11 protein-coding genes are annotated in these 14,000 nt (G+C 63.2%); 4 read left to right on the plus strand and 7 right to left on the minus strand.

The features are described 5' to 3' along the window. Nucleotides 1-126: 126 nt before the first annotated feature. The 3 genes from NKH12_RS27230 to NKH12_RS27240 all read right to left on the minus strand — a co-directional run bounded on the left by NKH12_RS27230 (nt 127) and on the right by NKH12_RS27240 (nt 3,323). Complete coding sequence (locus NKH12_RS27230) at nt 127-1,278, minus strand: ABC transporter substrate-binding protein (RefSeq protein ID WP_352955990.1); 1,152 nt, start codon at nt 1,276-1,278, stop codon at nt 127-129. A gap of 273 nt (nt 1,279-1,551) precedes the next feature. Continuing rightward, nucleotides 1,552-2,478, minus strand: coding sequence for a LysR family transcriptional regulator (locus NKH12_RS27235; RefSeq protein ID WP_352955991.1), 927 nt, complete (start codon nt 2,476-2,478; stop codon nt 1,552-1,554). A 68-nt stretch (nt 2,479-2,546) separates the two neighbouring features. Further along, nucleotides 2,547-3,323 (minus strand): DeoR/GlpR family DNA-binding transcription regulator, encoded by a 777-nt coding sequence (locus NKH12_RS27240; protein WP_352955992.1) that lies wholly within the window; start codon nt 3,321-3,323, stop codon nt 2,547-2,549. 436 nt (nt 3,324-3,759) lie between these two features. Here NKH12_RS27240 and NKH12_RS27245 point away from each other — a divergent pair, with 436 nt between their 5' ends. Then, nucleotides 3,760-4,644, plus strand: coding sequence for a phosphotransferase (locus tag NKH12_RS27245; RefSeq protein ID WP_352955993.1), 885 nt, complete (start codon nt 3,760-3,762; stop codon nt 4,642-4,644). Beyond that, the gene (locus NKH12_RS27250) at nt 4,641-7,094 is read left to right on the plus strand and encodes a GcvT family protein (RefSeq protein WP_352955994.1); all 2,454 of its coding nucleotides are present in this window, start codon (nt 4,641-4,643) and stop codon (nt 7,092-7,094) included. The genes NKH12_RS27245 and NKH12_RS27250 overlap by 4 nt, the downstream gene beginning before the upstream one ends. A gap of 1 nt (nt 7,095) precedes the next feature. On the opposite strand, the gene NKH12_RS27255 is transcribed toward NKH12_RS27250, so the two are convergent. Further along, nucleotides 7,096-7,728, minus strand: coding sequence for a class I SAM-dependent DNA methyltransferase (locus NKH12_RS27255; RefSeq protein WP_352955995.1), 633 nt, complete (start codon nt 7,726-7,728; stop codon nt 7,096-7,098). Nucleotides 7,729-7,887: 159 nt separating this feature from the next. Between NKH12_RS27255 and NKH12_RS27260 the strand changes: the two genes are divergently transcribed. Continuing rightward, nucleotides 7,888-8,790, plus strand: coding sequence for a phosphotransferase (locus tag NKH12_RS27260; protein WP_352955996.1), 903 nt, complete (start codon nt 7,888-7,890; stop codon nt 8,788-8,790). A 42-nt stretch (nt 8,791-8,832) separates the two neighbouring features. On the opposite strand, the gene NKH12_RS27265 is transcribed toward NKH12_RS27260, so the two are convergent. The 3 genes from NKH12_RS27265 to ilvD all read right to left on the minus strand — a co-directional run bounded on the left by NKH12_RS27265 (nt 8,833) and on the right by ilvD (nt 13,113). Beyond that, nucleotides 8,833-9,753: a DMT family transporter gene (locus NKH12_RS27265; RefSeq protein ID WP_352955997.1), complete on the minus strand. Its 921-nt coding sequence runs from the start codon at nt 9,751-9,753 to the stop codon at nt 8,833-8,835. A 200-nt stretch (nt 9,754-9,953) separates the two neighbouring features. After that, complete coding sequence (locus NKH12_RS27270; protein WP_352955998.1) at nt 9,954-11,240, minus strand: amidohydrolase family protein; 1,287 nt, start codon at nt 11,238-11,240, stop codon at nt 9,954-9,956. Between the two features lie 28 nt (nt 11,241-11,268). Then, nucleotides 11,269-13,113, minus strand: a complete 1,845-nt coding sequence (ilvD, locus tag NKH12_RS27275; RefSeq protein WP_352955999.1) for a dihydroxy-acid dehydratase — start codon at nt 13,111-13,113, stop codon at nt 11,269-11,271. 251 nt (nt 13,114-13,364) lie between these two features. Here ilvD and NKH12_RS27280 point away from each other — a divergent pair, with 251 nt between their 5' ends. Continuing rightward, nucleotides 13,365-13,838, plus strand: a complete 474-nt coding sequence (locus NKH12_RS27280; RefSeq protein ID WP_352956000.1) for a VOC family protein — start codon at nt 13,365-13,367, stop codon at nt 13,836-13,838. Nucleotides 13,839-14,000: the final 162 nt, after the last annotated feature.

A 14,000-nucleotide genomic window follows, 5' to 3' on the forward strand; every position in this document is an offset into this window, starting at 1 on the left:
GCACCCTACCTCCCCCTTGTGGGGAGGTAGGGTGCCGCGGGTGGGGGTCATTTGGCAGGAACTGCCGAGCGGCCCCTACCCCGACGCTGCGCGTCGACCCTCCCCACAAGGGCGAGGGTAAGGAACTCACCGTCCGCCGATGACGCCGATATAGTCCGACACCCAGCGATAGTAAGGCACGCACTGGTCCTGGGTGGCGCACTTCGACACTGGCGTCTTCCAGAACTTGATCTTTTCGAAATTGTCGTAGCCGTTGGTCTTGCAGCCTTCGTCGCCGAGCAGTTCGTTGCCCTTGCAGGCAGCCGGCACCACCGGCAGTGAGCCGAACCAGGCGGAGACATCGCCCTGCACTTTAGGTGACAGCGAGTGCTCAATCCACATATAGGCGCAGTTCGGGTGGGCTGCGTCGGCCGCCAGCATGGTCGTGTCGGCCCAGCCGGTGACGCCTTCCTGGGGAATGGTCGAAGCGACCGGCTTCTTGGCAGCAATCAGCGTGTTGACCTGGTAGGGCCATGAACCGGAGGCAACGACGCCTTCGTTCTGGAAGTCATCGACCTGGATGGCAGCGTCATGCCAGTAGCGTCCGACCAGCGTGCGCTGGACGCGCAGCAGATCGAGGGCGGCCTTGTACTGGTCTTCGGTCAGCTCGTAGGGATCCTTGATGCCGAGCTCCGGCTTGTGAAACATCAGATAGTTGGCCGCATCGGCGATGTGGATCGGCCCGTCATAGGCCTGCACGCGGCCCTTGTTCGACTTGCCGTCAGGCAAGGTCATCTCCTCGAAGACGACGTTCCAGCTCTTCGGCGCTTCCTTGAACACCTCGGTGTTGTACATCAGCACATTCGGTCCCCACTGGTAGGGGGCGCCGTAGTGGACGCCGCCAACCGTGAACCACGGCGCATCCTTGAGCCGGTCGTCGACCGTGTTCCAGCTCGGGATGAGATCGGTGTTGATCGGCTGGACCCGCTTGCCGGCGACGAGGCGCAGCGAAGCGTCGCCCGAGGCGGTAACGAGGTCGAAGCCGCCTTCATTCATCAGCGCGACCATCTCGTCGGAGGTGTTGGCGGTCTTGATGTTGACCTTGCAGCCTGTGTCCTTCTCGAAAGAGGTGACCCAGTCGTAGCCCTTGTCGGTTTCGCCGCGTTCGATGTAACCGGGCCAGGCGACAATGTTGACCTGGCCTTCGCCCTTGCCGAGCTCCGTAACCTGGGCGATGGCCTGGCCGGAGAAGGCGAAAGCAACCGTCAATGCAGTGCATGACTTCAGGAATGAATTCATCGTCGATCTCCCATTTTTGCGCATGACCCCGAAACCGTTTCGGTTTTCGGTAAGGATCATGCGCGACTCTAAGGGGCCGCACTCTCGCATTCGGGCCGAAAATCGAATCGATTTTCGGAAAGCACGATGCGAAAACTAAATGTCTTACTTTGTGCGTCCAATTGGACGCACGTCGCTCTAACGGCGGCTTGTTCCCTGATTATCAAGGTGCTTTGAAATTTCCGGTTTCGCAAATTCATTTGTCAGAAAGGCGATATCGGTTTTTCCGATGGATTAGCGGCCGTTCTTGTCCGGCCGCTGACGAACCATGCGCTGCGACTGGGCAAGCCCGATAAAGTCGCGCGCGGCCTGCGGCAAGCCGGAGCCGCGCCGCCAGACCGTGCCGACCTGAACAACCGGCAACGAGCCCGAGACATCGCGCGATTCGATGCGGTCGCCTTCGAGCGACCATGGCCGGTAGACGAGGTCGGGCAGCAGCGCCACGCCGGCGCCGGTAGCGACGAGGCTGCGCACCGCTTCGACCGAGCGGGTGCGGAAGGCGACATGCGGCTTGGCGCCGATCGCCGCCAGCAGCTTTCCGGTATTCTCCTCGATCTCGTCGACGGTCAGCATGATCAGCGGCTCCGAGGCGATGTCGCCAATGCCGATGATGTCGGCGCCGGACAGCGGATGGCCAAGCGGTAACCACAGCCGGTAGGCCGAGACTTCGAGGATTTCGGACTGCAGGGCGGTGCGGTCGCGCAGGTTCGAGGTGACCATGACGGCGATGTCGAGCTTGCCGCCGATCAGCAAATGTTCGAGGTAGTCGCCATTGTCCTCGATGGCCGAGATCTCGACGCCCGGATAGGCGCGGCGATAGCGGGCGAGAAGGTCCGACAGCACATAGCCGGCGACCAGTGAAGTGACACCGAGCTGCAGCCGGCCGCCCGCCGCCGCTTGCTCGCCGAAGAAGGCGCGGCGCGCATCGGAAACGTCGGCAAGGATCTTTGTCGCGTGGCGCAGGAACTGATGGCCCTTGTGGGTGATGTTGAGGCCGCGCGGATGGCGCTCGAACAGTTCGACGCCGAGATCGCCTTCGAGCTCCTTGATCGCCTCGGTCACCGACGATTGCGAGATCGACAGATTCTGCGCAGCACCCGACACCGTGCCTTGCTCGGCCACGGCGATGAAGAATTGCAATTGGCGGATGGTGAAGGCCATCGCCGGACTAAACACCGGTATGATAGGGAAGAAAAGCCACCGATCTCCGGCTCACCGCTCTGGCCAGGTCAGATCCCGGTTTCGTCACCGGCAATGCTGAGCCGCGCGCCCGCTTGCCCAAGCGCGGCGGCGATGGCGCGCGGCGGCGGCCGATCGGTGACGAGTTCGGAAAAACCGTCGAGGCCGCAGACCTGGACCAGGCCCTGGCGGCCGAACTTGGTGTGGTCGGTGATGACGAGCGAGCGCTGGCCGCGCGATAACACCATGCGGGCGAATTCCGCCTCTTCCAGATCATAGTCCATGACGCCCGTAACGGCGTCGACCGCGCCGGTGGAGATCACCGCATGGTTGACAGAAAAGCGGCTGACGAATTCGATGGCCGAGACGCCGAAGGCGGCGCCTGAATCGCTGCGCAATTCGCCGCCGGCCATGTAGACCTTGTTGCCGTTGACGGTGGCCAGCGTGCGGGCGATGTCCGAGGAGTTGGTGACCACCGTCAACCGCCGGTGGCCGAGCAGCTCGCGGGCCAGGAAAGACGTGGTGGTCCCGGTGTCGAGCATGATCGATTCGCCGTCGCGGATGGTGCCGGCAACCATGCCGGCGATGGCGCGCTTGGCATCGGCATTCTCGCGCATGCGCCGCTCGAACGGCGCCTCGCCGGCCATTGAGGGCAGGCGGACCGCGCCATGCATCTTCAGGATCGAACCGTCGCTGGTCAGCGGCTTGACGTCGCGGCGCACGGTTTCCAGCGAAACACCCAGCCGGTCGGCCAGGCTGGCGATGGTGACGGTGCCCTCCTCCTGCAAGAGACGCAGTATCTCGCCATGCCGCTTCGAATGGATCATCGGGTTCGCCCAATCGGATTGTTGCGCTGCTGACCGGTTCTAAGGCAAATCGGCCACAGTTCACAAGGAATCCTAAAGGTTTCGGGCAAGAAGACAGAAAAAGCCACAAGTTTTCGTTGACAAGCCGGATCACATGGCGTGACACTGGCTCGTGACAGGCTTCGGAACTGCCACGGGAGAACGATGGCAGAGCCGCACCAAAATTCGCTTGCCCGAACGTCGGGAAAATCGTCCGGCGCAAGGGAAAAGGATTTTTTCGAATCCGCGGGGGCGGATGCCGGCGTCGAAGAACCCGGCACAGGGGCTCGTCGGTGCGGTGCGGGGTACCGATCCTGGCATCCCGCACCGACGAGATGTTCGCATTGCTCCCTCCTGCCGGCCGCCATCTTTGTCTCGCCCGCGGCGTCTTGAACCCCGCCCAACGAGGGATGAACCTGTGACCGCCGAGGACCGCATCCGCGCCCTGCCCTGCTGGACCGGCAGCATCGAGATCGCGCCGCTGCCGGGCGGCCTGAGCAACGCCAACTATCTGGTCAAGGACGCGGCCGGTCGGCATGTCGTGCGCTTCGGCCAGGACTTTCCATTCCATCACGTCTTTCGCGAGCGCGAGGTGATGACCACCCGTGCGGCACACGCCGCCGGCTTCGCGCCGGCGGTTCTTTATTCCGAGCCCGGCATCTTGGTGACGGAATTTCTCGGGGCGAAGACGTATGTCGCGGAAGACGTACGCGCCAATATCGGCCGCGTCGCCGCCCTGATGCGCGGCTTCCATCGGGAGATGCCCAATCATGTCTCCGGCGCCGGTTTTATGTTCTGGGTGTTCCATGTCATCCGCGACTATGCGCGCACACTGGAGGAAGCCGGCAGCCGCATGCGAAGCGAGTTGCCGCGGCTGCTGACGCTTGCGGACGAGCTCGAACGGGCGCAGAAACTGCTGCCGATCGTCTTTGGCCACAACGATCTTTTGCCGGCTAATATTCTCGACGACGGCCACCGGCTGTGGCTGATCGATTTTGAGTATGCCGGCTTCAACACGGCAATGTTCGACCTTGCCGGGGTCGCCTCGAACGCCAGCATGAACGACGAGGAGTCATTCGCCTTCCTGACCGCCTATTTCATGAAGGAGCCGGACGAGGCGATCCGCCGCTCACATGCGGCCATGCAATGCGCATCGCTGCTGCGCGAGGCGATGTGGAGCATGGTTTCCGAACTTTATCTCGACGCGCCCGGCATCGACTACGTCGCCTATACCGACGAAAACCTGACGCGGCTCGATGCCGCGCTGGAAAACTACCGAACGAAATACGGACAGAAATCATGACATTGCCCGCCTACGCCGAGATCGTCGTCATCGGCGGCGGCATCATCGGCTGTTCGACGGCCTATCATCTGGCGCGTGACCACAAAGCCGATGTCGTGCTCTTGGAACAGGGCAAACTGACCTCGGGCTCTACATGGCATGCGGCGGGGCTGGTCGGCCAGTTGCGCTCGTCGGCCTCTATCACCCGCGTGCTCAAATATTCGGTCGACCTCTACAAGGGGCTCGAAGCCGAAACCGGGCTGGCCACCGGCTGGAAGATGACCGGGTGCCTCAGGCTCGCCACCAATGCCGACCGCTGGATCGAGTACAAGAGGCTGGCGACGACGGCGAAAAGCTTCGGCATCGACATGCAGTTGCTGTCACCGGCCGAGGTCAAGACAATGTGGCCGCTGCTGGAAACTGGCGATCTCGTTGGGGCCAGTTGGCTGCCGACCGACGGCCAGGCAAGCCCTTCCGACATCACGCAATCGCTGGCCAAAGGCGCGCGCATGCATGGCGCCAGACTGTTCGAGGATGTCCGCGTCACCGGCTTCGACATGCAGGATGGCCGCATCACCGCGGTAAAGACCAACAAGGGCGGTATCGCCTGTGGCAAGGTGGTGAACTGTGCCGGGCAATGGGCGCGGCAGGTCGGCGCCCTTGCCGGTATCAACGTGCCGCTGCAGCCGGTCAAGCACCAGTATATCGTTACCGAAAGAATAGACGGGCTGGCGACCGATGCGCCGACGATCCGCGACCCCGACCGCCGCATATATTTCAAGGAGGAGGTCGGCGGGCTGGTGATGGGCGGCTATGAACCGAACCCGCAAGCCTGGACGACCGATCTTCCCGGGGGCGACGTGCCTGATGACTGGCAGTTCCGGCTTTTCGACGACGATTACGATCATTTCGAGCAGCACATGAACCAGGCGATCGCGCGGGTTCCGGCGCTCGAAACCGTCGGCGTCAAGCAGATGATCAACGGTTCGGAGAGTTTCACGCCGGACGGCAGTTTCATTCTCGGCGTGGCACCCGAATGCGCCAATATGTTCGTCGGCGCCGGCTTCAACGCTTTCGGCATCGCGGCGGGCGGCGGCGCCGGCTGGGTGCTGGCGCAATGGGTGGTCGACGGCGAGGCGCCGCTCGACCTGTGGGTGGTCGATATCAGACGCTTTTCCGACCTGCACCGCGACCGGCAATGGGTTCGCGACCGCACGCTGGAAGCTTATGGCAAGCACTACACGATCGGCTTCCCGCATGAGGAGTATGTCACGGGCCGGCCACGGATCGTGTCGCCCCTCTATGAACGGCTGCAAATGCACCGCGCCGTGTTCGGCTCCAAACTCGGTTGGGAGCGGCCGAACTGGTTTTCGCCCGAAGGCGTCGAGCCGAAGGACATCTATTCGATGGGCCGGCAGAACTGGTTCGCGCCGGTCGGCGACGAGCACCGGCACGTGCGCGAACATGTCGGTATCTTCGACCAGTCGTCCTTCGCCAAATATGAACTGACCGGTGCGGACGCGCTGAAGGCCCTCGACTGGATCTGCGCCAACGATGTCGCCAAGCCGGTCGGTCGGCTGACCTACACGCAGCTTCTCAACACGCGCGGCGGTATCGAGGCCGACCTGACCGTGGCCCGGCTCGGCGAAGAGCAATTCTACGTCGTCACCGGCACCGGTTTTAGAACGCATGATTTCTCGTGGATCGGCGACCATGTCGGCAACGAGCTCGACGTGACGCTCACCGATGTCACCGAGGATTTCGGCACGCTGTCGCTGATGGGCCCGCGCGCCCGCGACGTGCTGGCTGCGGTGACCGATGCGGATGTGTCGAACACCGCTTTCCCGTTCGGACATGTGCGTGAAATCCTCATCGCCGGCCACACAGTTCGGGCGCTGCGCGTCACCTATGTCGGCGAGCTCGGCTGGGAGCTGCATGTGCCGATCGCGGCGACGGACGAGATCTTCGACGCGCTGATGGCGGCGGGCGAGAAGCACAGCATTCGCCCGGTCGGCTACCGGGCGCTGGAATCGCTGCGGTTGGAAAAAGGCTACCGCGCCTGGGGCTCCGACATCACGCCCAATGACACGCCGCAGGAGGCCGGCCTCGGCTGGGCGGTGAAGCTTCGCAAGAATACCGATTTTCTCGGGCGGCGGGCGCTGGAAGAGATCAGCGGCGCCGCGCTGAAAAAACGCTTTGCCGGCTTCACGGTCGACGATTGCGAGATCGTGCTGCTCGGGCGCGAGACGATCCTGCGCAACAACGAGCCGGTCGGCTACCTGACCAGCGGCGGCTATGGCTACACGGTCGGCAAGAATATCGGCTATGGTTACGTGCGCAACGCCGATGGCGTCAGCGACGATTTCCTCGCCTCCGGCGATTACGAGCTGGTGGTGGCGATGGAACGGACGCCGGCAAAGATCCACCTCGAGCCGCTTTACGACCCGGCGGGAGCAAGAATCAGAGCCTAGATCAGTTCACGCGCAGAACGAGGCCGCGGCTCGGCACGGTGTCCGCCTCGCCCGGCATGGAGACATAGGGCGACGTCTCCTCGGCACGCGTGACGACGCCCTTCGCCTCGAGTTCGGCGATCCGTGCGGAAAAGCCGGCGTCCCACAGCGTATTCTTGACCGTCAGCACGATTATCCCGCCCGGCCGGCAGATACGGATCAGTTCGTCGAGCCCCTCGGCGCCGACATGGCCCGAGGTGAAGACGCCGGCCGATATGATACCGGCATAGGCGTCATCCGCGAAAGGCAGCGGTCCGCCGAGCGCCAGACAGTGAAGCGCCGAATAGACGCCCTTGCGCGCTGCCTGGGCCAGCATGCCCGCGGAAATGTCGAGCGCCTCGACCTGCGGATAGCCCGCGATCTTCAGCCACTCGCCGATGAGCCCGGTGCCGGCGCCGGCATCGAGGAGTGGTGCCGCGCCGCGCGGCAGGTGGCGGGCAAGCAGGGCAAGGCAGATGGTCGGATGGCGGTAACCGGCCGCCGACATGTCGGCGTCGTAGCTGTCGGACCAGCGATCGTAGAGCGCCGCCACCTCCTCTGGCCGCTTCGCCGCATAGGCTGCGGCGAGCGCGCCCTCATTTTTCCTGTCCGCCATCGCAGTCCTATCCGCAAAATCTAAGTGCTGCAGCGTCCTTTGCACGTCCAACAGGGACGCACGGCGCTGGAGTGAATCGCATGCCGCCGATGATAGCCAAACGGCGAAATTTGTGGAACCGTCGTCGCCACAAATAAAGACGCAAAGAGGGCGGAAGCGATGGTGGACGAGGAAGCACGCGCGGCGCTTGCAGCCATTCCGGGGCTGGCCGGCTACGAGGGACCCTTGGAGCGGCTTGGTGGCCTCACCAACCTCGTCTTCAGGGCTGGAGATGTCTGCCTGCGGATCCCCGGCAAAGGCACAGAGGAGTATATCAACCGAGCCAACGAGGCGGTGGCAGCACGGGAAGCCGCCAAGGCCGGCGTCAGCCCCGAGCTGCTGCATGTCGACGGCGAGACAGGCGTGATGGTGACGCGTTTCGTCGTTGGAGCCGAGACGATGTCGCCGGAAAAGTTCAAGACAAGGCATGGCAGTCCGGCGCGCGCCGGCAAGGCCTTCCGTAAGCTGCACGGTTCCGGCGCGGTGTTTCCCTTCCGCTTCGAGCTTTTTGCGATGATCGACGACTATCTGAAGGTGCTGTCGACCAAGGATGTCGCCCTGCCTGCCGGTTACCACGACGTCGTGCGTGAGGCGGAAACCGTGCGCTCGGCGCTTGCCGCGCATCCCCTGCCTCTTGTCGCCTGCCACTGCGATCCGCTGTGCGAAAACTTTCTCGATACGGGCGACAGGATGTGGATCGTCGATTGGGAATATTCCGGCATGAACGATCCGCTCTGGGATCTCGGCGACCTCAGCGTCGAAGGACAATTTGATACGGCGCAGGAGGACGAAATGATGGGCGCCTATTTCGGTGGCGAGCCAACGCCGGCGGAGCGGGGCCGCGTCGTCATCTACAAGGCGATGTGCGATCTCTTGTGGACGCTGTGGGGGCTAATCCAGCTTGCCAACAGCAATCCGGCCGACGATTTCCGCACCTATGCCGACGGGCGCTTTTCGCGCTGCAGGGCGCTGATGGAGACGGCCGACTTCTCAAGGCATCTGGCGGCATTGCGCGTGGGTTAAGTACCAAAAAATCTGAACCTTAAGCTACCAGAAATCTGGACCCTAGTTGACGCCTTTCGGTACGTTTTCGGGCTGCACACTGTCGACCACTTTCTGGCGATGGAAGATGAACAGGCCGGCCAGCACGATGATGCCCGAGCCGATCAGGATGCGCGGGCCGGGCATGTCGCCGAAGAAGGCCAGCCCGAAGATGACGGCCCACAGCAGCAGGCTGTAATGCAGCGGCGCCAGCGTCGAGGCGGGCGCCAGTTTCAGCGCCCTGGTGATCATCAAATGCGCGCCGCAGGAGACGATGCCAAGAAGCAGCATGGCGCCGAAATCGAGCGAGGACGGCGTCTGCCAGTTGCCGATGGTCAAGAACCCGCCGACCAGCAGCGTGCCGATGGTTTGCCAGGTAACAAGCGAGGTGTCGCTGGTGCCACGCAGCCGCCGGTTGAGGATGATGGCGAAGGCGAATGAAATGCTTCCGGCCAGCGCGAAGGTCGACGACAGCGAAAACGCGGCCGAGGACGGTTTGAGCATGATCAGCACGCCGCCGAAGCCGACCAGGATCGCCATCCAGCGGCGCCAGCCGACCTTTTCGCCGAGCAACAGGTGGGATAGTGCCGCCACGTAGATCGGCCCCGCCATGTAGAAACTCATGACGTCGGCGAGCGGCAGATAGACGACGGCGGCGTAGAACAGCGCCGTGTCGAGGGTCGTCATGACGACGCGCAGGACCTGCAGTTCCAGGCGCTCCATGCGGAACAGCTTGGCCGTGCCTTGACGCGCGATCATCGGGCCGAGCACGAAAAAGGCGCCAATGGAACGGATCAGGATGACCTGGCCGACGGAAAAGCTGGCGACCAGCCATTTGCCCATCGCATCGTTCAACGCAAACAGGAAATCGCCGGCCAGCATCAGCAGAATGCCAGCCAAAAGCACGTTCCTGATCGTCGAATTCTGGGCTGTTGGCTCTGCCATGCCGATGTCGCTTCCTCCCGCTTGAAAGCTCGGTGAGCAGCGTCGTAGACGCAAGCCGCCGCTTTGACGAGCGGAAATCGGGAGACCGGCCAGACCAGAGCCGGAAATCGGCTGGGCCTACACCAGAGCGGCGGACTTCATCTGATCAAAGCGCGCGGCCTGATGCAGTCCCAACGTCCCGTTGGGCCTGCCATCATTGGTCATGAAGTGGGCCGGCGATGCCTGCGGTTCACTGTTCCCGGCCGTCCCGCGATCGAAAGCCGGGTTTCCTGCCTGGCCCGCTCGGCCACCACCTTGCCCCTGGCGATGACGCAGAGGCGCTCGGGGCGCAGGCGCAGGGCCTCGACCGGGTCGCCGGCATCGAGGACGACGAGGCTGGCGCGCTTGCCGACCGCCAGGCCGAGATGGTCGAGGCCCATGATGGCGGCGTTGACGTTGGTGACCATGTCGAAGCAGCGCGCCATGTCGGCCGGGCTCGACATCTGGGCGACGTGAAGGCCCATGAAGGCGACGTCGAGCATGTCGGCGGTGCCCAGCGAATACCAGGGGTCGAGCACGCAATCCTGACCCCAGCCGACGCGGATGCCGTGGGCAAACATTTCCTTGACCCGCGTCAGGCCGCGGCGTTTGGGGAATGTGTCGTGGCGGCCCTGCAGCATGATGTTGATCAGCGGATTGGGGATCACCGAGACCCCAGCCTCGGCGATCAGCGGCAACAGCTTCGAAACATAGTAATTGTCCATCGAGTGCATCGAAGTAAGATGCGAGCCGGCGACCCTGCCCTGCAGGCCGAGGCGCTGCGTCTCATAGGCCAGTTGTTCGATATGGCGCGACAGCGGATCATCTGTCTCGTCGCAATGCAGGTCGACCATCAAGCCGCGCTTTGCTGCGATTTCGCAAAGTTCCGTCACCGAACGCGTGCCGTCGGCCATGGTGCGCTCAAAATGCGGAATGCCGCCGACGATGTCGACACCCATGTCGAGCGCGCGGATGGTGTTATCGCGCGCCGTCGGCGAGCGATAGAACCCATCCTGCGGGAAGGCGACCAGTTGCAGGTCGATATAGGGCGCGACCGTCTTCTTCACATCGAGCAGGGCTTCGACCGCCAGCAGCCTGGTATCGCAGACATCGACATGGGTGCGGATGGCGAGCAAGCCCATTGTGACAGCCCAGTCGCAATAGGCGAGCGCGCGCTCGCGCACCGCTTCGTGCGTCAACAGCGGCTTCAGTTCGCCCCACAGCGAAATGCCTTCCAGCAGTGTGCCCGACGCGTTGATGCGCGGGATGCCCAGCGAGAGCGTGGCGTCCATGTGAAAATGCGGATCGACGAAAGGCGGCGAGATCAGATTGCCATGGGCGTCGATCGCCGTGCCTGCGGTAACGTTCAGCTCCGGCTCGATGGCCGCGATCGTCTCGCCGATGATGCCGATGTCGGCGATCGTGCCGTCGGGCAGCATGCCGCCGCGGACGATGAGATCGAAAGTCATCTGTCGTCATCCCTTTGAAGAAGCAGACCTATTCCGGCACATACCTTACCGCACCCTTGGCAGCACTGGTCGCCATGGACGCGTAGGCGCGCAAGGCCATCGTCACCTTGCGCTTGCGCTTTTCCTCGGGCTTCCAGGCGGCAGCTCCCTTGGCCTCCATCGCCGCGCGGCGGGCGGCCAGCTCCGCGTCGTCGACGGCAAGCCGGATGGTGCGGTTCGGGATATCGATCTCGATCGTATCGCCCTCATGCACCAGCCCGATCAGCCCGCCTTCCGCCGCCTCGGGAGAGGCATGGCCGATCGACAGGCCTGAGGTGCCGCCGGAAAAGCGGCCGTCGGTGACCAGCGCGCAGGCTTTGCCGAGGCCCTTCGATTTTAAATAGCTGGTCGGGTAGAGCATTTCCTGCATGCCGGGACCGCCGCGCGGCCCTTCATAGCGGATGACGACGACATCGCCGGCCTTGATCTCGTTGGACAGGATCGCCTTGACGCTGGCGTCCTGGCTTTCGAACACCCTGGCCGGGCCGGTGAATTTCAGGATCGATTCATCGACGCCCGCGGTCTTCACGATGCAGCCGTCGAGCGCAAGGTTGCCTTTCAGCACGGCAAGACCACCGTCCTTGGAAAATGGATATTCGGCCGAACGGATGACACCCTTCTCCCGGTCGAGATCGAGTTCGTCCCAGCGGCGATCCTGGCTGAAGGCGACCTGCGTCGGCACGCCGCCCGGGGCCGCCAGAAAGAAGTCGCGGACATTCTGGCTTGACGTGCGGGAGATATCCCAATGGTCGAGCGCTTCGCCGAGGGTCCGCGTATGTACGGTCGGCAGGTCGCGGTTGATCAGTCCGGCGTTATCGAGCTGACCGAGGATCGCCATGATGCCGCCGGCGCGGTGGACGTCTTCCATATGCACATCCGCCTTGGCGGGGGCAACCTTGCATAGCACCGGCACCTTGCGTGACAGTGCGTCAATGTCGTCCTGATCGAAATCGACCTCCCCCTCATGCGCGGCAGCCAGGATGTGCAGCACGGTATTGGTCGAGCCGCCCATGGCGATGTCGAGCGTCATGGCGTTCTCGAAGGCGCCTTTCGAGGCGATGCTGCGCGGCAGCGCGGTGTCGTCGTCCTGCTCGTAGTAGCGCTGGGCGAGATCGACGATCAGATGGCCGGCCTCGACGAACAGTCGCTTGCGGTCGGCATGGGTGGCAAGCGTCGAGCCATTGCCGGGCAGCGAAAGGCCGAGCGCCTCGGTCAGGCAGTTCATCGAGTTGGCGGTGAACATGCCTGAGCAGGAGCCGCAGGTCGGGCAGGCCGAGCGCTCGATGGTCTTGACGTCCTCATCGGAGATATTGTCGTCGGCGGCAGCGACCATGGCGTCGACCAGATCGAGCGCCTGCGTCTTACCGGCGAGCACCACCTTGCCGGCTTCCATCGGCCCGCCGGAGACGAAGACCGTCGGGATATTGAGGCGCAGCGACGCCATCAGCATGCCTGGCGTGATCTTGTCGCAATTCGAGATGCAGACCATGGCGTCGGCGCAGTGGGCATTGACCATGTACTCGACCGAGTCGGCGATCAGCTCGCGAGACGGCAGCGAATAGAGCATGCCGTCATGGCCCATGGCGATGCCGTCGTCGACGGCGATGGTGTTGAATTCTTTCGCAACGCCGCCGGCCTTTTCGATCTCCCGGGCGACCAGCTGGCCGAGATCCTTGAGATGGACGTGGCCCGGCACGAACTGGGTGAAGGAATTGACCACCGCGATGATCGGCTTGCCGAAATCGGAATCCTTCATGCCGGTGGCGCGCCACAGACCGCGGGCGCCGGCCATCTTGCGGCCATGGGTGGTGGTGCGGGAACGATAGGCGGGCATGAATTTTCCTTGGCTGGCTGGCCGCTCGACGGGAGCATGGCAGCGCTGAATTCGGACCGCAGGCGTTATAGACGCCGAAGCCTGGTCTGGCCACAATTTTGCAGTGCGCCAGATTCTTTCGAAAATTTCGATGCCACTGTCGGATTGCGTGCTGCGCAGCCGTCCTTGGGCAAACGGCAGGGCAAGTAACACCAACGCCAAGTCAGGCCGTTTTCACGTGATAGCAACCGAAACAGCCCGAGGAGCAAGACATGCAAAAGATCACCCCCTGCCTGTGGTTCGACGACCAGGCCGAGGAGGCCATGAACCACTACATCTCCATCTTCAAGAACTCGAAGGTGCTGAGCGTGATGCGCTGGCCCAAGGGCAGCGGCGATAATGAGGGCAAGGTGCTGGTGACCTATTTCGAGCTCGACGGCGTGCAGTTCCAGGCGCTCAACGGCGGGCCACAATTCAAATTCACCGAGGCAGTCTCGCTCTCCATCAACTGCAAGACGCAGGAGGAGGTCGACTATTTCTGGGACAGGCTCATCGAGGGCGGTGGCGAGCCCAGCCAGTGCAGCTGGCTGAAGGACAAATTCGGCGTGTCCTGGCAGGTCGTGCCGGAGCAGTTGCCGAGGCTGCTGCAGGACCCCGACACGGAAAAGGCCGGCCGTGTCATGCAGGCGATGATGCAGATGACCAAGATCGACATCGCCAAGATCCAAGAGGCAGCCAGGGGGTGATCGAACGCGCGACCTTGCCTTCTCCCCCTGTGGGAGAAGGTGGATCGGCGCGCAGCGCCGAGACGGATGAGCAACCGTGCTTCAAACGAAAGCCGGATTCCAGGGTTTGTTGGTGCGCACCATAGCGTTGAGGGTTGTGATGAGCTTGCGCATGACGGCGAC

It is taken from the genome of Mesorhizobium sp. M1322 (assembly GCF_040318085.1).
Lineage (GTDB): Bacteria > Pseudomonadota > Alphaproteobacteria > Rhizobiales > Rhizobiaceae > Mesorhizobium.